The organism is Dysgonomonas sp. HDW5A (genome assembly GCF_011299555.1).
Lineage (GTDB): Bacteria > Bacteroidota > Bacteroidia > Bacteroidales > Dysgonomonadaceae > Dysgonomonas_A.
In genome coordinates this window covers 3089888-3110367 of record NZ_CP049857.1, presented here as the reverse complement: position 1 = coordinate 3110367, position 20480 = coordinate 3089888, and the positions used below count along the sequence as shown (strand labels likewise).

20 protein-coding genes and 1 tRNA gene are annotated in these 20480 nt (G+C 37.7%); 11 read left to right on the top strand and 10 right to left on the bottom strand.

Features of this window, described 5'->3' with window-relative positions:
* Positions 1 to 61: 61 nt before the first annotated feature.
* The 7 genes from G7050_RS13010 to hpt form a co-directional block, all read right to left on the bottom strand.
* Entirely contained in the window at positions 62 to 1705 is a 1644-nt protein-coding gene (locus G7050_RS13010) for a fumarate hydratase (RefSeq protein WP_166116089.1), read from the bottom strand.
* Positions 1706 to 1968: 263 nt separating this feature from the next.
* Positions 1969 to 2979 carry a Gfo/Idh/MocA family protein gene (locus G7050_RS13005; RefSeq protein ID WP_166116086.1) on the bottom strand — a complete coding sequence of 337 codons (1011 nt, stop codon included), beginning with the start codon at positions 2977 to 2979 and terminating at the stop codon, positions 1969 to 1971.
* A 226-nt stretch (positions 2980 to 3205) separates the two neighbouring features.
* Positions 3206 to 3775 (bottom strand): hypothetical protein, encoded by a 570-nt coding sequence (locus tag G7050_RS13000; protein ID WP_166116084.1) that lies wholly within the window; start codon positions 3773 to 3775, stop codon positions 3206 to 3208.
* Positions 3776 to 4039: 264 nt separating this feature from the next.
* Positions 4040 to 4852, bottom strand: coding sequence for a peptidoglycan editing factor PgeF (pgeF, locus tag G7050_RS12995; protein ID WP_166116082.1), 813 nt, complete (start codon positions 4850 to 4852; stop codon positions 4040 to 4042).
* Positions 4853 to 4885: 33 nt separating this feature from the next.
* The gene (gene obgE, locus G7050_RS12990; RefSeq protein ID WP_166116079.1) at positions 4886 to 6076 is read right to left on the bottom strand and encodes a GTPase ObgE; all 1191 of its coding nucleotides are present in this window, start codon (positions 6074 to 6076) and stop codon (positions 4886 to 4888) included.
* Between the two features lie 183 nt (positions 6077 to 6259).
* Positions 6260 to 6841 (bottom strand): adenylate kinase, encoded by a 582-nt coding sequence (locus tag G7050_RS12985; RefSeq protein ID WP_166116077.1) that lies wholly within the window; start codon positions 6839 to 6841, stop codon positions 6260 to 6262.
* Positions 6842 to 6941: 100 nt separating this feature from the next.
* Positions 6942 to 7475 carry a hypoxanthine phosphoribosyltransferase gene (hpt, locus tag G7050_RS12980; RefSeq protein WP_166116074.1) on the bottom strand — a complete coding sequence of 178 codons (534 nt, stop codon included), beginning with the start codon at positions 7473 to 7475 and terminating at the stop codon, positions 6942 to 6944.
* Between the two features lie 362 nt (positions 7476 to 7837).
* Between hpt and G7050_RS12975 the strand changes: the two genes are divergently transcribed.
* The 8 genes from G7050_RS12975 to queF all read left to right on the top strand — a co-directional run bounded on the left by G7050_RS12975 (position 7838) and on the right by queF (position 15309).
* Positions 7838 to 9154, top strand: a complete 1317-nt coding sequence (locus G7050_RS12975) for a mechanosensitive ion channel family protein (protein ID WP_166116072.1) — start codon at positions 7838 to 7840, stop codon at positions 9152 to 9154.
* Between the two features lie 110 nt (positions 9155 to 9264).
* Entirely contained in the window at positions 9265 to 9714 is a 450-nt protein-coding gene (locus tag G7050_RS12970; RefSeq protein ID WP_166116070.1) for a PepSY-like domain-containing protein, read from the top strand.
* A 151-nt stretch (positions 9715 to 9865) separates the two neighbouring features.
* Positions 9866 to 10951 (top strand): DUF4831 family protein, encoded by a 1086-nt coding sequence (locus tag G7050_RS12965; protein ID WP_166116067.1) that lies wholly within the window; start codon positions 9866 to 9868, stop codon positions 10949 to 10951.
* Between the two features lie 119 nt (positions 10952 to 11070).
* Positions 11071 to 11550, top strand: a complete 480-nt coding sequence (locus G7050_RS12960; RefSeq protein WP_166116065.1) for a CYTH domain-containing protein — start codon at positions 11071 to 11073, stop codon at positions 11548 to 11550.
* On the top strand, positions 11551 to 13023 hold the full coding sequence (locus tag G7050_RS12955) for a hypothetical protein (protein ID WP_166116063.1): 1473 nt from the start codon (positions 11551 to 11553) through the stop codon (positions 13021 to 13023).
* Positions 13024 to 13229: 206 nt separating this feature from the next.
* A complete protein-coding gene (gene queC / locus G7050_RS12950; RefSeq protein ID WP_166116061.1) occupies positions 13230 to 13898 on the top strand; it encodes a 7-cyano-7-deazaguanine synthase QueC in 669 nt (222 codons plus the stop codon).
* Between the two features lie 54 nt (positions 13899 to 13952).
* A complete protein-coding gene (locus G7050_RS12945; protein ID WP_166116059.1) occupies positions 13953 to 14675 on the top strand; it encodes a hypothetical protein in 723 nt (240 codons plus the stop codon).
* A 151-nt stretch (positions 14676 to 14826) separates the two neighbouring features.
* Positions 14827 to 15309 carry a preQ(1) synthase gene (gene queF, locus G7050_RS12940; RefSeq protein WP_166116057.1) on the top strand — a complete coding sequence of 161 codons (483 nt, stop codon included), beginning with the start codon at positions 14827 to 14829 and terminating at the stop codon, positions 15307 to 15309.
* 75 nt (positions 15310 to 15384) lie between these two features.
* Here the strand turns inward: queF and G7050_RS12935 are convergent, their stop codons facing one another.
* Positions 15385 to 16470, bottom strand: a complete 1086-nt coding sequence (locus tag G7050_RS12935; RefSeq protein WP_166116055.1) for a linear amide C-N hydrolase — start codon at positions 16468 to 16470, stop codon at positions 15385 to 15387.
* A gap of 526 nt (positions 16471 to 16996) precedes the next feature.
* Positions 16997 to 17596: a hypothetical protein gene (locus tag G7050_RS12930; protein WP_166116052.1), complete on the bottom strand. Its 600-nt coding sequence runs from the start codon at positions 17594 to 17596 to the stop codon at positions 16997 to 16999.
* A 35-nt stretch (positions 17597 to 17631) separates the two neighbouring features.
* Here G7050_RS12930 and G7050_RS12925 point away from each other — a divergent pair, with 35 nt between their 5' ends.
* Together G7050_RS12925 and G7050_RS12920 are read left to right on the top strand one after the other, a co-directional pair.
* Positions 17632 to 17820: a hypothetical protein gene (locus tag G7050_RS12925; protein WP_166116050.1), complete on the top strand. Its 189-nt coding sequence runs from the start codon at positions 17632 to 17634 to the stop codon at positions 17818 to 17820.
* A gap of 80 nt (positions 17821 to 17900) precedes the next feature.
* Positions 17901 to 18368 carry a GNAT family N-acetyltransferase gene (locus G7050_RS12920; protein ID WP_166116048.1) on the top strand — a complete coding sequence of 156 codons (468 nt, stop codon included), beginning with the start codon at positions 17901 to 17903 and terminating at the stop codon, positions 18366 to 18368.
* Positions 18369 to 18370: 2 nt separating this feature from the next.
* Here the strand turns inward: G7050_RS12920 and G7050_RS12915 are convergent, their stop codons facing one another.
* Positions 18371 to 20134, bottom strand: a complete 1764-nt coding sequence (locus G7050_RS12915) for a cellulase family glycosylhydrolase (protein WP_166116046.1) — start codon at positions 20132 to 20134, stop codon at positions 18371 to 18373.
* Between the two features lie 136 nt (positions 20135 to 20270).
* Between G7050_RS12915 and G7050_RS12910 the strand changes: the two genes are divergently transcribed.
* Positions 20271 to 20345: transfer RNA gene (locus G7050_RS12910), tRNA-Pro, on the top strand.
* Positions 20346 to 20480 lie beyond the last annotated feature (135 nt).

The window sequence follows — 20480 nt, the reverse complement described above, 5'->3', positions numbered from 1 at the left end:
AATACCGCAGCGAGGACGAGCCTTACTGCGGTATTTTTTAATTATATATATTTTTCAATGCTTACATCGAACTGCAACCCGTATTAGGTTTCAATTGTTTGAAGAAATCATTTCCTTTATCATCCACAAGAATAAATGCAGGGAAATCTTCCACCTCTATTTTCCAGATAGCTTCCATACCTAATTCAGGATATTCAACACATTCTAGGCTCTTGATATTAGTTTGAGCCAATATCGCAGCAGGTCCACCGATACTTCCCAAATAGAAGCCTCCATGCTTGTGACACGCATCAGTTACCTGTTGGCTACGGTTACCTTTTGCAATCATAATAAGACTACCACCCGCAGCTTGGAAAGCATCCACATACGAATCCATACGACCCGCAGTAGTTGGTCCCATCGAACCACTAGCATACCCCTTAGGTGTTTTAGCAGGTCCTGCATAATAAATCGGATGATCTTTGATGTATTGAGGCATACCCTCACCTTTATCCAAACGTTCTTGCAATTTAGCATGGGCGATATCACGTCCTACGATAATGGTTCCAGTTAATGACAAGCGTGTAGAAACAGGATATTTACTAAGCTCAGCCAATATTTCGGGCATAGGACGATTCAGGTCAATTTTCACACCACCTGCTTCGCCTGCTTTTTGATATTCGGCAGGAATTAAACGTGAAGGATTATCCTCCATTTTTTCCAACCAGATACCTTCTTTATTGATTTTACCTTTGATATTACGGTCAGCCGAACAAGAAACTCCCATACCCACAGGACAAGAAGCTCCGTGTCGAGGCAAACGGATTACACGCACATCATGAGCAAAATATTTACCGCCGAATTGTGCTCCTAAACCAAGTTCCTGTGCAGCTTTCAGCAATTTAGCTTCCATTTCGAGATCACGGAACGCTTGTCCGCCTTCGTTACCCTCAGTTGGCAAATTATCGTAATATTTAGTAGATGCCAGTTTTACAGTTTTCAGATTACTCTCGGCCGAAGTTCCACCTATTGCAAATGCAATATGATAAGGAGGACATGCCGCAGTACCCAACGATTTCATCTTTTCGATCAGAAAAGCCTCCAATTTACCGGGAGTAAGCAATGCTTTAGTTTCCTGATATAAATATGTTTTATTGGCAGAACCTCCACCTTTAGCTATAAATAAAAATTTATATTCATCACCTTTCGTAGCATACAAATCGATCTGAGCAGGCAGATTACATCCTGTATTTACTTCATCATACATATTCAGAGGAGCATTTTGAGAATATCTCAAATTATCTTCCACAAATGTATTGTATACACCTTTCGATAACGCTTCTTCGTCGTTACTGCCGGTCCATACATTTTGCCCCTTTTTACCGACAATTATGGCAGTTCCTGTATCTTGACAGAATGGTAGAATACCACGTGCCGATATCTCAGCATTGCGAAGAAAAGTGAGTGCCACAAATTTATCATTATCACTAGCCTGAGGATCGGATAATATTTTTGCCACCTGTGCCTGATGCTCGGGACGTAACAAAAATTCAACATCGTGAAATGCATGTTGAGCCAAGAGAGTCAAAGCTTCGGGTGCTACTTTCAAAACTTCCTGACCTTCAAAGGTAGCGGTAGAAACATAATCCTTAGATAGCAGATAATACTCGGTAGTATCTTTACCCATTGGAAATGTATCCTGATACTTAAATGATGGAGTTGCCATGTTTATCAGTTTATAATTAGTTTTTTATGTTCGTTTAGTTTCAACAAAAAATAGAAAAACAGATATTTTTTTGATCTTTACAAAAATAACAAAAATAATCTGAAGCAAAGGAATCTTAGTCGTAAAGAATCGGTTCTGACATTCACTAATACCTATTTACTGAATCGAAATAGGTATCGAAATCTTATTTCAACAAAATCCACAAAAAACAGGATAAGCATATAGCCTACCCTGCAATCTATTTTAATTAAATAGCCTCTACTTCAAAATTCATTATCGGCAGGAAACACAACTCCCAATTGTTTTCTGATCTCATCAAGAATTTCCATAGTTATCAAAGAATTTTCGTGACTGTTTATAACAGACTCTCTCCTACCCGATTGCACAAGGTCTATAAATTCGGCAATCTCATGAAGATACTCTTGATCATAGTCAAAATGGCTTATATGCTGCTCTTCCTTATTTTTAATACAAATCCGAACATCCCTGATAGTATTGATTCTGTCGAGCGAAATCAAACCTTCTTCTCCCTGAATTTCGGTCGACAATTGCGAATCGGCAATCTTAGAATAAAGAATCGTTGCATTCATATTCTCATATTCGAAATTTACCGCCCCCTGTCCGTCTACACCTGTCGACAATAATATACCCGTAGCACTGATCTTTTTAGGACGTCCAAAAAGTACAACCATCGGATATATAGTGTATACACCTATATCGACAACCGCTCCATTCGACAGGGCAGGATTAAACGCATTCAAAACAATTCCCTCCTTCAAGCTGTCATAACGAGACGAATATTGGCAGTAACTGGCAAAATAACGCCTGATTGTCCCTAAAGCTGAAATATTTTCCATTACAGCCTTAAAATTGGGAGTAAGAGTCGGTTTCATCGCCTCCATCAAAGTAACGTTATACTCTTTAGAGGCAGCAATCATCGCTTTTGTTTCTCTAACATTCGAAGCAAAAGGTTTTTCACATAAGACATGCTTACCATGTTTCATAAACTGAATGCTTTGTGAGGAATGCAAAGAATTAGGAGATGCAATATATACAGCATCAATCAACGGACTTTGTGCCATTTCTTCGAGCGAAACAAAAGTATGAGATATACCATGCTTCTGGGCAAAAGCATCCGCCGACTCCTGAGTACGTGAATAAATTGCCGTAAGCTCGAAACGGGGATCTAGATGAGCAGCCCTCAATACATTATCTACTATAGAGCCGGTTCCGATGACTCCAAAACGAATTTTAGTTTGAGATGTAGTCGACATAGTTTTTTATTTAGATGAAGGTCTACGACCATTAAGTTACTTTAGTAAACATAAATATAGTAAATCTTTGATTGTGTGTAGTGAAAAAATCAATAGAACGTATATTTCAATACTGATTCACATTAATAAATAATATATATTCATACCTATCTACTCGAATAATTAAAAAAATAAAGGCACTTAACGTTTAGTTAAATGCCTTTATTATATCTAAGCAGTTTTAATTTCACTCAGCAACAGGCTGAGACAAAACATCACTGATATACTTTTTCAACGAATCATTCTTAACCATTTTCGCATACTTTTCGACCTCTTTGTTCTTAGCTAACGACTTGCGGTTTCTATTATAGAAATTCACAGCATTGGTTACAGCAGCAGTCGTACATTCTACAGGATCAGCCGAATAATTATGTTCTAACGAATATTTAGTCCAACCCATCATATATGCCATCAATACCCAAGGTTCTCCTCCTTGAAAAGTAACGATGCGGTCATCCATACCGATTTTTACGGTTGGAGATCCTGACATCCACATTAATACGAAACGATTTTTATCATCACGCAAACTTTGCTGTTCATCCAATGGATAATAATTCAACCAATCTATATCAGCCAGAACCTGAGGCTCAAGTTGAATATAAGCAGCCGAAATATGGCTCTCCGTAGAATCTATTTTTTCTACAAAAACTTCTTCGCCTTCCCAAGTTCCTACTACCGGCTCGGCTTGATTCTGAACTTGACTAAAAAGATTTGTTGACAGACAAATCATTATTGCCAATGATAGAATTTTTCCCATATTACTTTTAATCTATTTTTTATTAATATTTGATATACCAAAGATAATGCAGTTTTGTGATAAAATGAATTTTCACAAATAGAAATTGACTTCCGCTACATTAAAAGAGTATCATCGTTTTATAAAGTTACTACTTACCTGTAAAGTTTATTTTGAATATAAAAATCACCAATAAAATACTATTCTATAACAGAGAAACACCCTATTCTTAAATTAAAATACTATTATAGATCAGTAAATCACGAAAAAGACAAAAGCTAATTATCAACGGATTAAAACTCCTCCGGTTATCATTCGACCTGATTGAATGCCTTGTCTGCGAGCTGAGAAAAACTGATCGCTATGATAATAAGTGCACAGACCTGCAACCTCAATATTGTCGAAACGAACACCTGCCTGACTCAACAACAGCTCATTTGCAAACCATAAATCAATATGAAACTTACTTGTTTCAAAATTATAATATCCTATATCATCAATTAAAAAACCGGCATGAGCAAACTGGTCGACCACTTCGTCTCCTACTTCAAAGTAATCAGGAGAAATAGAAGGAGCTATTCCAACCTGTAAATCCGATGGATCACTGTTGAATTTAGTTTTCATAATTTCAACCACCTTAGGGCCTAATTTTGCAACAGTACCTCTCCATCCTGCATGTATTGCAGCAAAAACTTTATTTTTCGGATCAAAAATCAGAATAGGTACACAGTCGGCTGTTCCAACTCCTATACAAACTCCTATCTGATTAGTTATCAGAGCATCTACACCATTCAATAATTGTAGCTGCTCATCCTTACTTTTAGAGGTAAACTTTTTGTCAATGATGCAAACCGAATCTCCATGAGTCTGGTAAGGAAATAATAGATTTTCAGAAGGTATGCTGAGCATTGAAGCCAACCGGCTTCTGTTTTCCGCAACATCCTGCAAATCATCACCCGAATACATCCCCAAATTGAAAGAAGTATAATTACCGGTACTTACTCCGCCATCAATAGTCGTTGAAAAATGCAAAAGAGAGTCAAAAGTATTAAGACTCTCAAATTGCAATAAGTTTGAATATGCTTTATGGCTTACCATCTATATTTTATAAATTATCGAATGGAGGAACCATTATTTAACAGTATCATCTTCTTCTCCTTCTCGGTAATAAAAGTCGGCATCGAAGTCGGGATCTTCATCCTCATCCCATTCTTCTTCATAATCGTCCTCTTCATCCTCGAAATCAAATTCTTCGTCCTCATCCAATTCAATGGCTTTGATATCAAGCTTTCTGTGAACAATTACATTATCAGCAGCTTTAATATATTCACCGTCCTTATTAAGTTCTGCCCAAAGCAAATCTTTCAATTTCTGAAGATTTAAACTTGTAAAAGACGAGATAAAGACATGAGGTACATCCGGAAGATCGGCACTCAATGCTTCAGTCAATTCCTCATCCAACATATCAGATTTAGAAATTGCCAATACTCGACGTTTATCCAACAATTCGGGATTATACTTTGCCAATTCATTCAACAGAATGCGGTATTCTTCATGAATATCATCGGCATCGGCAGCAATAAGGAAAAGCAGCAGCGAGTTACGCTCAATGTGGCGTAAGAAACGAAGTCCCAATCCTTTACCATCACTTGCACCTTCTATGATACCGGGGATATCAGCCATCACAAACGAGCGATGATCGCGATAACTTACGATACCTAAATTAGGCTCAAGCGTAGTAAATGCATAATTTGCTATCTTCGGTTTAGCCGTTGTCATTACCGATAAAAGCGTTGATTTTCCGGCATTAGGGAATCCAACCAATCCAACATCGGCAAGTACTTTCAGTTCCAATACAACGCGGCGTTCCTGAAACGGTTCGCCTGGTTGTGCATAGCGTGGAGCCTGATTGGTAGGTGTTTTGAAGTGATTATTACCACGTCCACCTTTACCACCTTTCAACAAGATTATTTCTTGTCCGTCTTCGGTTATATCACACAAATAGTCACCAGTTTCGGCGTCATATGCAACAGTTCCGCAAGGCACATCTATAATAATAGTTTCACCTTTCTTACCCGAGCATAATTTACCTGATCCTCCGCCACCGTGTCCGGCAAGCAGATGTCGTTTAAATTTTAAGTGCAACAACGTCCAATAGTTACGATTGCCACGCAGGATTATATGTCCCCCATCGCCACCGTCGCCACCATCCGGGCCTCCCATCGGAATGTATTTTTCGCGTCGAAAGTGGGTAGAACCTCTTCCGCCCTTTCCCGAGCGACAGTATATTTTTACGTAATCTACGAAATTTGTATCAGACATATTATCCTTTCTTCTAAGGTCTAAGACCTATTTATTAGTTTAGCAAGTATAGTACAATGGATGCGTATATCAAAATAATGCTGCACAAAATCATACTATTGCTTAAAAGATTCGAAACCAAGAACCGAGTTTGATGTGTATATTCAAAACTCAATTCCTGGCTTCAAAAACTCTATATTTTTCTTAATTTACTTTATCTATCACAGACGAAATACGAGCAAAAATATCTTCTACAGAACCAACTCCTTCTACAGAATACAATTTGCCATCTTTCTCATAAAGCTCTTTGAGTGGTGTAGTTTGATTGTAATACACATCCAAACGAGCTTTTATTGTTTCATAATTATCATCGTTACGACCGGTTTGCTTTCCTCTGTTCAAAAGGCGTTCGATCAACTCCTCTTCGGGAACATCAAGACTTACAACGGCTGATATTTTTTGTCCTCTTTTCTCCAACATTTCGTTCAATGCTGTTCCTTGAGGAATGGTACGCGGAAATCCGTCAAAGATAACACCTTTGCATTCGCCGCTTTTTGTTTTTTGATCGAAAACACTAGCCAAGATATCTATCATAAGTTCGTCAGGTATCAATTGACCTTTCGACATATAGCTGTCAGCCAGTTTACCTAGCTCTGTTCCTGCGGCTTTTTCGGCACGCAATACATCTCCTGTAGAAATGTGAGCCAGTTTATACTTCTCTATAAGATTTGTGCTTTGTGTGCCTTTTCCTGAGCCGGGAGCTCCAAAAATTACAATATTCAACATTACTCTATCGTTTATGGTTTGGGGTCTGAGACCCTTTTATTAGTTGATGCAGGAGTGAATCGGTCTGTTCACCATTCATTCAGATACAAAGATCTGTCTCCTACTTTATTTTATAAATATCAGGTAGATTACGACCGTATCCGTCATAATCAAGACCAAAACCGACGATAAAATCACTCGGTATTTCCAAAGCTACGTAGTCGATTTTAACTTCACACTTCAAAGCCTCAGGTTTAAACAGCAAAGTGGCTACTTTGATTTCTTTGGGTCCGTCACACGCCAATTGATCGAGTATCAAAGACATGGTATGCCCTGTATCTACGATATCTTCGATAATAACAATAGTACGGTCTTTAATATCTTCTTCGAGTCCATAAATTTCCTTTATCTTGCCCGACGATTTAGTTCCCTGATACGATGCCATACGCACAAACGAAATCTCGCTGGGTACGGTTACACGTTTCATCAGTTCGGCAGCAAACATAAAAGAACCATTTAATATACAAACAAACAGAGGATCTTTTCCATCCAGATCTTTGTTCATCTGCTCAGCTATTCTATCTACAGACTTTAATATCTCTGCTTCTGAGATAAATAATTCGAACTCTTTATCCCTTACCTTTACGCTTTTCATACTTGAATGCTTAAAACTTTTAAGCTTACAAAAGTACTACAATTAGATGAATCACAGCAATAAGTATTCCCTTTTTTTTCCTTAACAGCTAATTTAAAGTCTATCAAATATTTATTTATAAAATCAAAAGATCATTTTCCGATTTCGATATACCTCTTTACTCCTCACGCAAGTAGCATACACTGATACTATTCTTTTTCCGCAGCAGAAATTCGAAAAAATCTTTTTATTACCAATAAGTAGTTTTATCGAACTCAAACTACAGATTTACTACAGATTCTCTGCATAAATTTGTCTAAAAGTTACAAAAAGCGATATATAACCCTTAACTTTGGGTTAATAACCAAATAAACTCATACAGTATGGATCAAATTATTGATGAATCTGAATTTACAACCTCCGCAAATTTTGTAACCCATTTTACGCACGACTTTCTTAAAAACATGGGGGTATCGGAAAGATGGATTGATTTGGTCAATCTCATCATTGTACTCGCTGCCGCTGTCGTTATAGTATATGTACTACAAAAGGTAGTACGCATTGCACTTTCATTTGCCTTTAAGAAAATAGAAAAAATCACTAAACTTTCGTTTTTCAAGCATGCTGAGAAAAACAGGTTACCTCACTTTTTGGCACTGAGCGTACCCTATACATTTATCATAAATGCTATCCCCACCATATTCGTTGATTATAGAATGTTCATAAAACCAACACTCAAAATAACCGATATATACATGGTTTTTTTGGTTATATGGATATTAATGGCAATTATAAAATCGTTTGCCAATGTGATTCACGAAAAACCGACATTCCACAACAAGCCGATGAAGAGTTATCTGCAGGTAATACAAATTATCTGCTACATTTTCGGTGCAGTAGCTATATTTTCGATACTTACCGGCAAATCGGCAACCGTATTTTTTACGGCAATGGGAGCTGCCTCAGCTGTACTGATGTTGATGTTTAAAGACACCATCATGGGCTTTGTAAGCAGTATACAAATATCTACAAATCAGATGGTAATGATTGGAGACTGGATTACCATGAACAAGTACGGAGCAGATGGCGACGTTCTCGAAATAAACCTGACTACGGTTAAAGTTCGCAACTTCGATAAAACCATCACGACAATACCTACCTATGCACTCATATCCGATTCGTTCCAAAACTGGAGAGGAATGCAGGAAAGTGGAGGACGTCGTATAAAACGATCGTTCAGCATCAAACAATCTGATATAAGAACACTTACTGATAAAGAACTGGATGAATTCGAAAAAAGTGAAGTATTAAGTTCTTATATAAAAAGCAAACGTAAGCAATATGCAAGTCAAAACGAGCAATTGAATATCGATAATAATTCGCTCATAAAAGGTTTCCAGATAACCAATTGTGACCTGTATATACGCTATGCAACCTGGTATTTGCGGAACAACCCCGAGATACATCAGGAGATGACGCTTATTGTTCGACAACTGGCTCCTACCAGCCAGGGACTTCCTATAGAAGTATATGCATTCACAAGTACTACAGCTTGGTCTGAATACGAACGCATTATGAGTGAAATTTTCAACCATCTCATTTCGAGCGTAGGTACATTCGGTTTAACCATCTTTGAAGTTACTGCCGGAACCGATGGATATAATGTAAAGATAGAGCAAACTCCTGTGACAAATAAATAACCATGAGTATGTAATATAAGATCAATACAACCATCCGTTGTACTGAATACTTGACAAGATAAAACAAACAGGTCTCAGACCTAAAAAACCACTAATTTAAAATAGCTAATATGAAAAAAGTATTTTTTTTATTAATAATGGCAATAGCCTCATTTACAATACAGGCAAAAGACATTCTACCTGAAAATGTCCCTGCCAATGTAAAAGCATATGTTTCGAAACATTATCCCAAAGCAACCCATGTTGAGTGGGAAGATAAATCGAAGAAAGGTTATTACGAAGCCGAATTCAGATACGAGGGCAGAGAAGTAGAGTTGGATATTTCGACTAACGGCACTTTAATATCATCGAAAGAAGATATGCTGATAAAAGATATTCCTTCATTTGCCACTGACTATGTAAAAAAGAACTACAAAAACGCACAGGTTTTAGGTGCAAACAAAAAAGTTCAAAACGGATCGATAACTTATTCGGTTGGTATAAAATTCGAAAGTAACAAAGGTTATGATCGCCATCGTAATATAGTATTCGACAGTAAAGGCAATGTTATAAAGAGATAACAGGACACATAAAGTAGATACGTAAGAGAAAGACCGACATTCAGATAAATGCCGGTCTTTGTTGCTTTATACAGATATCCAGGCTAAAAATATAGAAGCCTAAAATAATTTTATTAGATTTGTATTCGGTACAAATTCAGAAAATACAGATATGAAACAATATTATATAGGACTATTATCATTGCTATTAGCTAGTGCTTTACCCGCTCAGAATACAGTAAAAATGAGTGCTGTAAAAAGCAATGACTTTGGAGTTGCATACTCGCTCCCCAAAACGACGATATTGATTAAAGCCGATGCGACTAAAACAGTGCGTAAGGCAGGCGAATTTTACGAATATGCAGAAAGATACCTCAATATATCAAACCCCATCATTCAGGACGAAACGGTATATACCATGACCGGCTTAACAGCGTCTACAGGAGGGGTACCCGATAAAGAAAAAAGCTATCTGGTAGAATTCAGAAGCGGCACAACTGCCCCCTTTGTTACACTTACCAAAGATGGTCTTATTTGTGCCATTAATGCCGATGCACAATTTTCACCTGCGGATGAAGCTACGAATTCTGCTGCGGACGAAGGCAATAAACCCCTACCCAACCCTAACTCGTTTCTTTCGGAGGAAACATTGCGTGCAGGCTCTAAAGCCAAACAAGCCGAACTGATTTCGAAACAAATATTCTTGCTTCGCGAAACCCGAAACAATATATTAACTGGCGAAGCCGACAATATGCCACCCGATGGTAATGCTTATAAACTGGTTATGGAGCGTCTCGACTTACAAGAAAAGGCTTTAACTTCGATGTTTACAGGAAGCGAAACGGTAGAAAATATCAGCAAAACATTTACGGTATTGCCTACCACTAGCGATTTAAACGATCAGGTTGTATTCAGATTCTCATCTAAATTGGGTTTTGTGGACGGTAACAATATGGCAGGTGCACCCGTTACTCTTACGCTGATCAACAAGGAACCCGCAGGCGAGCCTGCTATACTAAGTCCTAAAGATCAAAAAGCTTGGGACGAGAAATTTGCAAAAGGCATCATATATAATATACCTGCCAAAGCATCTTTACAAATTGAGTTTGCAAACAAAACTTGGGTTAATAAAGAAGTGGACGTAGTGCAATACGGAAAACAAGAGGTACTCATACCCAAGATGTTCGATAATAACAAACTGCCAATCAAAGTGATATTCTTCCCCGAAATGGGAGCTATCAAGCAAATTATACAATAAGGGTCACCGACCTTTTGTTGCGTTTGTATAAAACAACCGATAGATATAATTGAACAACCTGGTTTTAAGCAAGTTGTTCAATTACTATTTTTTTAAGTAGAAAAAAGACACCCTAAACTATGCCGAATATCGAAATAGAACGTAAATTTCTCATCACAGGCGATTTTAAATCCGAAGCCTACCAATCTGAACGGGTTACGCAAGGCTATATGGCTTGTAACACCGAAGGGCGTGCGGTACGCATACGCATAAAGGGCGATAAGGGATTTATTACAATCAAAGGGGCAGGTAACGATTCGGGATTGAGCCGTTTCGAATGGGAAAAAGAGATCTCGGTAGAAGATGCCGATCAGTTAATGAAACTTTGCGATCCGGGAGTGATCGATAAAGTGCGTTACCTCATTCAAGCAGGAATACACACCTACGAAGTTGACGAGTTTCACGGCGATAACGAAGGGCTTATAATGGCCGAGATAGAACTTAAGTCAGAAGACGAGAAGTTCGAAAAGCCATCTTGGCTGGGACAAGAAGTAACGGGCGATGTTCGCTACTATAACTCGCAGTTGGTAAAGAATCCATATAAAAACTGGAAAGCCTGAATGATTGATGTAAAGGTAAAGATACACGACAAGTTTTCTTTTGAATTTAAAATATCATTTATAGCCACCCGAAAATCAGCAGAAAATGATATAAACGAATTCAGTATCAACACGTGGATGTTTGTACCCAATAGCCTCGATATAAACCGTTCGACCTATTCCAAAGAACAGTTCTATAAAGATACACAGTCTAATGTGAGGCTTATCACACCCATCTATCGGTTAAAGGATATTTATGCTTCGGAGAACAGCCCGCTAAGCAGATTGGAAAGAGCTTTTGAGAACCTTCTGGTCGATACCACTTCGGAAGAAAACCTCTCAAATTATACGTTCCAGATCAAGATGTTTTCGTCTATATTTAAAAGTGCCTCACGCGACAGAGCCTATTTTATTATAGAAGAGAAAGATGAAAATAAGGTAGCAGAGTTAGTACGTGAATATATTCACGACATGACATCTATTACCCGCCACTACCGCAAGCTCGAAACCATAGTCAACAATTCGTCGGTCACCGAAGACGAACGGCAATACTTTATGTTTGGCGATGACTTTATTGGCAATATCGTTCAACAGCAGACTTTCAGAATGATGAGAGGACTTGAGAACAGGCTTGTATATACAAAAGTTAAAAATTCACTCTTGGAATTAGTCAATTCTGAGAATCAATACAAAAAAGAAAAAGGATATTCGCTGCTCGATACCACGGACACATCTACAAACTATCTGGTGGTAATGAGAAGGGGAATCCTCAAAAAATTTATAGAAAGCGACCTCTTTCTGTATACTAAAAAGAGAAAAGATGGAGCCTTAGCCGAACAATTCTATTATGGAATAGCGGCTGCCACATCTATGATTTTTGCCACCGTTGTATCGTTTTCGGCACAATTGCATTATGGTAATTTTACAACACCGCTGTTTTTTGCCCTTGTGATAAGCTATGTATTCAAAGACAGAATAAAAGACCTGATGCGATACTACTTCAGTACTCAATTGGGTAAAAAGTATTTTGATACAAAACGAGAACTTGAGATACAAAACAAAAAAATAGGCTGGACTAAAGAGGCTTTCGACTTCGCCATCGAATCGAAAGTACCTGCCGAAATAATGAGTATACGCAAAAGAACTCCTTTGGTAGAAGCCGAAAACAAGATTTACAACGAACAGATTATCCTCTACAAAAAGCTGGTAAACTTATCCTCATCATCTATCAACAGGTATAAGGGCTATCAGTTTGTCGGTATAAATGATGTCACCCGATTCAACCTCACCCATTTTATACAGAAAATGGATAATGAGTATATTCCTATTTACATTCCCGACGAGCAGGACGGATATATAAAAATGACAAGCGAAAAGGTGTATGCCCTTCATTTTATACTACGATGTCAAGGACACGAGAATCTGTATTTCAGGAAGTTTCGTCTCCTGTTTAATCGTGGGGGGATCAAAGAGATTACTGAGATTTACGATTAAAAACGTTGGCTCGTTTTCTTATCTTGACAACAAGAATATCTCCGAAAAGATATAAACTTCATCTATAAAAAAGAATAAGAGTTAGCCCAAACAAGGGCTAGCTTTTTTGTTTATCACATGCTTATAATTATCTTTGTCGGACGAAGAGGAACAGCCTTTTCCGTGTAGCTTAGGATAAACCACGTAAAAAACAAAGTAATTAAAAAATGAAATCAAAAGAATCTGCCCTAGTCTTATTTTCGGGTGGCCAAGACTCCACCACATGCCTGTTTTGGGCATTGAAACATTTCGCATCAGTCCGTACACTCTGTTTTACATACGGACAACGCCATTCGCAAGAAGTTGAAATTGCCGAAGGAATTGCACAACGTGCAGGAGTACCCTTCCAAAAGCTGGATGCTTCTATCATCAGTCATCTATCGACCAATTCACTGACCGATAATTCGGTAACAATGGATAAGGAAAAACCTGCGGATGCTTACCCAAACACTTTTGTTCCGGGACGTAACCTCTTGTTTCTTACCTTTGCGGCAGTAATTGCACGCAGCCACGGCATCCGTCATATTGTTACGGGAGTTTCGGAAGCCGATTACAGCGGTTACCCCGATTGCAGGGATACGTTTATCATGTCTGCCAATACAAGTATCAATCTGGCAATGGATGAACATTTTCAGATACATACCCCACTCATGTGGAGAGATAAAACAGCCGTATGGAAACTATCGGACGAACTGGGCGTTTTTGACCTCATCAGAAACGAAACGCTTACCTGCTACAATGGAGTACCTGCCGATGGTTGTGGCGAATGCCCGTCATGCCAGTTACGTAAACAAGGTTTAGAAAATTATTTAAAGGTTAGAAAACAAAATCTCTGATTTTTTTGTTTCTTTGGAATCCCAGCCTTTATATTAAAATATCACTCATAATAAATGAAAAAAATTCTGCTCGCATTCGGTATATTCTGCTTTAGCATTACATGCATGGCACAAAGTACTAAAACAGACTTGATATTCGATGCACTGAATCTTAAGTTTTCCCCTAAGGCTCTTGCCGAAGCCAAACACGATTACGATCTGGCTAACGATACGATTAAAGCAATCATGCTGAAAGTTTATTCGATGCCCATGAGCAGCAAAGCCGAACTTATACAAAATTATGAGGAAAGGTCTGTCGAAATCGAGAATCTGGCAAATGAATTCAATAAATCGATTCCTAAAGATTTTATTGTATCTCTGGAAATCAGAACGAAGGATGATATCCTTCATACCGTAGAAGGGATAGACCTGCAGATATTTAAAAAGAATCCTAAGGGCGACCCTATATTGGTTGATGGCGACTGGGACATAGAATACGATTCGGATACATTGTATAATCTGCTAAAGGTTATTGGTTGGGATCCGATGACATTCAGTGGGATTAAAAATATGATGCAAATGGCAAACTGCATATCGCTTCAGAATGGAGATCAAACCGAAGTGGGTTTTGCCAGAAGCGGATTGGGTAAATATTCGTATCTCATCTTCCCTACTCCCTTGTTAACTGTTCCTCAGATCAAGGAATTTAACGATGGGTGTCAATATGTGTATTATAAAAAGAACGTAGTATTGAAATATACGGGAGGAATGGCAGGCCCTCAATGCTTTACCGACTAAGACCTTAATGCCTTGTTTCATTTTACACCAAGGCAAAATACAAATCACCCAAAGGTTGCACTGGTAAAAGGAGAACCTTTATTTTCAATCATATAAAACTCTAAAAGTAGAGTAAATACATTTCGAAAGAAATTATCAAAAAAGAAAGATTATGCATCAAGATAAACAATTGGAAAACCTTTCGCTATTGGGAGGTAAAACCGAATATAAAGACAATTATGCTCCCGAAGTACTGGAAGCTTTTACCAACAAGCACCCCGAAAACGATTATTGGGTAGCATTCAATTGTCCCGAATTTACAAGCCTATGCCCGATTACAGGACAGCCCGATTTTGCAACTATCCATATCAATTATATCCCCGAAATAAATATGGTGGAAAGCAAAAGTCTGAAACTATATCTTTTCAGTTTCCGCAATCACGGGGCTTTTCATGAAGATTGTATGAATATCATTATGAAAGACCTTATCAAGTTGATGGATCCTCGATACATCGAAGTTATTGGTGTATTTACGCCACGTGGAGGTATTAGCATCTATCCGTATGCCAACTACGGTCGTCCGGGTACAGAATACGAGCAGCTGGCAAAGACAAGACTCTTCAACAGAAATCCGCAACAAGATTACAAAGGATAAAAAAAGAAAGAGATACAATGTAATTTGTATCTCTTTCTTTTTTTATCCCATATATACATAACAGAAAGTACCCCATCAATTAATCTTCACTGATATTACAGGTTGTTGTTTTATCTCATCGAGAGGTACGGCACGGTATTTAACACTATTAAAATCGATATCTTTCAAGTCGATACTACGAATAGCACTGTTGTACATCGTACGGTAATAGATGATACGGTTTGCCATATCCGTAGACGCAGTCCACTGAGTAGCACTCGGTATATTGGCAGGAACTTGCCCCAAAGGAAATTCAATACCCACAGGTATATCAAAGTTATTCAATATCTGAAAACTCTGCAAGACGGTTTCCTTTGCAGTAGCTTGTTGAGGTGCTGTCGATTGATAGAAAGCCGCACGAACAAAACGTGAGGGAGGAGTTACATCGCCCGGTATACCTAAAAAACCACTGCCCGATCCAAAAGCCATAAGCTGTATATTTCCAAGCAATTTAGGTTCTGCTGAACCAGGAAAGAGGTTAACATAGTTGTTGAGGTTTGTTATTTGCCATTCAAAACCCGGTGAGTTAGTCAATACACCCAGTTCATTCTCATAGAAATACGGTTGACCATCCACAATCTCCAGTACCAATTGACGACCGGAAATATCGGCAATACGCCAATGTACAGTCGAAGCACGCGGATCAATACCTATAACATGGATATCCTTAATTGCATTTTTAACCTCATCAACGGTTCTAAAATTCCCTAACATCCATGATACTAACTGCAAATCGGCAATGCTTGATGTAGTGTGAGCCGAACTGTAATCTTCATACTTTCCATATCCGGGGAAATAAAATAATCCGGCAGATAAACCAACTTCGTTTAGCCCTTCCGCCACAAATTCCTTTTGTTCCACAGCTAAACCCACATAGCCATAACGTGCGGTAAACTCCATGCCGGAAGAAGTTCCTGCGGGCGTATAAGAATTTTGTTTATAACCACGTGGCACAATAACATATTGGCTATTTAATTCACTACCTCCCCATTCTATTGTCCGTGCCAGAATGCGAGTATTGTCTTTTGCCGTCAGAGTAATACCTGTACAGGCCTCTATGGAATGATACTGAGGAACAACGGCAGATGTTACGATCAGTAAGGTTAATAATTTCTTGACCATAATTGTCTAATTGTTTTTTATTAAAAACAATTTATTCGATAAATAGTTTTCTCGCCCCCTCATTACTAAACAAAAAGACACAGACTTACAAGCCTCTCCCTTTTATATTATCCAGAATAGTAAATCGATTAATTATTTCTTGTTATTTTTTTATTCCTGATTTTCTTTCTTCTGGTCTTTTACCTGAGTTTTCAATTGAGCATTTTCGACTTCCGACTTTAAAAGCCTTTCGTAAAAACTCGACAAACCATCATTATCGCTAGTCCATTCTTAATTTTACTCTTAAAGTCTCAAAACTATATTTTTAATAAAAGAAAATATTTAATGAAACTCACAGTTTTAATATCTAAAATAATTGATTTACCTTAAAACCTGATCTGCTATTATGGTTTCACACAAGCTAACATCGATAACCTTACTAATACACTTACCAACACTACTTATTTATAATCGACCAATACCGAAATTAATCTTCGGTCTGAAACCTTAATAACTAACTACAGAACTCATATATCATAAAAAAATCCTAGTTTTTCCAATAGAGTTTAAATCTTATTCGATAAGTTATCCCCCCAAACATCATTTGTAAATCAGCATAGTAGTCTTCTGTTTCCCAGATGCTTTCTCTTGTATAAAATTTTCCATTTACACCTTCTGTTAACTGAGGAGAAAGATCTGATGATATTGGGTTTCCAAAAGATTCAAATAACATATGTTTTATCCGGTCGTACTCTTTATTATAGGTTTCAATTTTTCGACTTTCATCCTCCCACATTATCTGCTTTTTAAAAACATTCCCGAAACGATCTTTTTCCCAATTATACGACACTAGCCTCACAATAGAATCTTTGGCAGTATAAAAATATTCGGCATACATTGGTAGGTAAACCAATGCATCCCGATAAGCGATAATGGGTTTATGGGTGGTTACATATTTATCGGCCAAAGGATAGAAATCTTTTGACAGACTCACATTTTGATCAAAGAACGTAACCATATCATTAATATTTTTCTCAAAATCAATCACTTCTGCAACTTTAATTTGTTTTGTTAACAACTTCTCTTGTCCAGAAACCTGAATAATTGGTAAACAGATAATAGACAGTATAATTGATTTTATTTTCATAATAGTATAAATTAATTTCTATATATATTTGCGATATGGATAAACTAGGCTTCATATGTGTTATCGGTGCTGTCATAAGGCTACTTTTCTATAAAATTTTAAGAAAAAAAGATATTACCATAAAACACCTGACAGGAAGAAAAGACGATCAGCAAATGACTAGCTTAGGATTTGGGTTTGCTGTAATATTTTTATTCGCTTTTATTATTACCAAACTATTGTAACCCCGGTTGCTCCGTTTTATTTTCTTCATCGATTTTATAAAGATAATAAGATTGTTACTTAATCACTAAGTTTATATAATATGGACACTATTCGAATAGAACTGTACAAACCCGAATATAAAGAAGCTTTTATTCTTTTAAATACGGAATGGATTACTAGATATTTCCGTCTCGAAGAATCAGATGTATATACTCTCAACAATATAGAAGAGTATATATTAAATAAAGGGGGACAGATATTTCTGGCAATTATGAACGGTAAAGTAGTTGGTTGTTGTGCCCTGATAGCCCATCCCGAAGACCAAACATTCGAAATGGCTAAAATGGCAGTAAGCCCGCAGGCACAGGGTTTGGGATTGGGACGCAAATTAGGTGAAGCTCTCATACAATATGCCAAAGAGAGAGGTATAAAACGAGTCTTCCTTGAAGGAAATACCCGTCTCGAATCTTCCATCATATTATATCACAAACTAGGCTTCGAAGAGGTAACCGTAAGTAATTCGGTCTACGAACGATGCAATATTATGATGGTACTCGATATTGAATAAGATTACCGCTTTATTTCGATTCGGCTTATTTTAAAACCTCCCTTTATAAAATGTAGCTTGATGGTATTGATTCCTTTTTTTAGATTCACATTTTTCACCTCCAAGATACTCCAGTCGGTTGTATTGTCTGAGGTTGTAAACGTCTTGGTTTTTCTTCCGTTAACTGTCAGATAAATCATTCCTGCTCCATCCACAGCTTTAGTTATGATGTTTATAGTACAATTCCCCTGCTTTCTTACGCTGATAGTATATTGTACCCATTCGTCGGGTTCTATACTAAATAGGCAATACCCGTTGGATCGAGGATCGTCCGATGGCATGATATCCACCCCGTCATTTCTGTACACACGCCCTTTGTTGCCATATCCTTTAACACCGCTCGACACCCAATAATCGACAGTATCTTTATCGAAATATGCATAGCCGTTGCGCCCTAAATCAAAATCGGAAGCATTAATTACCAGCGGAGTTCTTTCTTTAAACAAATAATTATTGAATGGTTTGGTAGCAGTTGTCTTTACCTTTCTGAACAGAGCATCCGTAAAGTCTTTTTTGAACAGGGTATTTTCCACTTTATAATCGTATGCCAGTTGCATCAGTCCTTTATAAGCCTCATCGGAAGTTGGTTTTGTGCCCTCCCCTTTCCAATAAGCTTTTATTTTTTCGTATTCGGAATTTGTGGGTATCTCCATCATGCAGTTGAATCCCATTTTCTTATATGTCCACCAGCACCAGCCAATATCGTTTTGTTCGAATAATTTAATGGCATTGGTATGCCACGTATTCGAGTTTTCGCCCGATTCACTCATCCAAAGAGGAGCATTGTATTGCTTTCGGTATTCCAGAAATTTAGCTATCGACTGATCGTCGTTATACGTCCAGTATTTATGGAAACTGATTACCATATTATCATCCCATAACGGAAATATTCCATTATAGTTATTTCCCCAAGCGTTACCAGAAATCACAATAAAATGCTTTTGGTCAACCTCTCTTATGGCTTTAGTTATATCTATATATAGTTGACGCAATGGAGCATTCAATTCCTCCCGGTTACCATTCATATCTTCGGAGTCCTGAAATCCCCAATTAGGTTCGTTGAGAATATCATAACCACCTATCCATTCTTCGTTCTTATAGCGTTCGGCAAGCTTACGCCACAGAGCAATGGTTTTCGCTTTATTTTGAGCGCTGTTCCACAGTTTCACGTCCGAAGCATCGGATATAGCCAGATCATTGCCCTGTCCGCCCGGAGCAGCATGCAGGTCGAGTATCAGGTACATTTCATTAGCTTTACACCAGTTGAGAATAGAGTCAGTAAGAGCAAAGCCACTTTCGATCCATGTATTTTCGCCTTTTATCGGTTCTTTTTCGATAGGAAGAGTATATAAATTATAATGCATCGGCAGACGGATACTATTGAATCCCCATTTAGCAAGCGAATCAATATCGGCTTTCCGAATGCCATTCTTCACCCATGCAGCATAAAATTCGGACGTTCTCTCCTTCCCTATCAAATCATATATCTTGCGTTTAATATCTGTCTGATTTTTAGCAAGTCCCGATAATTGCAGCATATAAGGTTCTTGGAGTACCCATCCGCCAAGACCTATCCCACGCAGAAGTATTTCGCTATTGTCATTTACAATCTTCGTTCCGTCGGTTCTCAGAAACCCTTTAGCTCCAATCTGGCTTATCGAAAAGATAATACATATCGAAAATAAAAGACTCCATTTTTTATATTTGAAGATTGTATTTTTAGCCATATTATATATTTTTATTTAAGTCTATATTATACAGAAAGATATGATCGCTTGCTGATACTAGATAATCTTATTTTTCTACTAAGTTAAAATAAAACTTGGAAATAATATATTATTGTAGTATTTTCGCATCCGATTTCGGGATGTAGCTCAGCCCGGTTAGAGTACACGTCTGGGGGGCGTGTGGTCGCACGTTCGAATCGTGTCATCCCGACTGAAATCATAAAGCACTTACAAGTAATATTGTAGGTGCTTTTTTGTTTCCGTTGAAACTATACGCCAAACTTAATACCACAAGACCGAGTTAAAGCAACTACTACTTTGTAAAACTTATACTTCAAAATTAGAT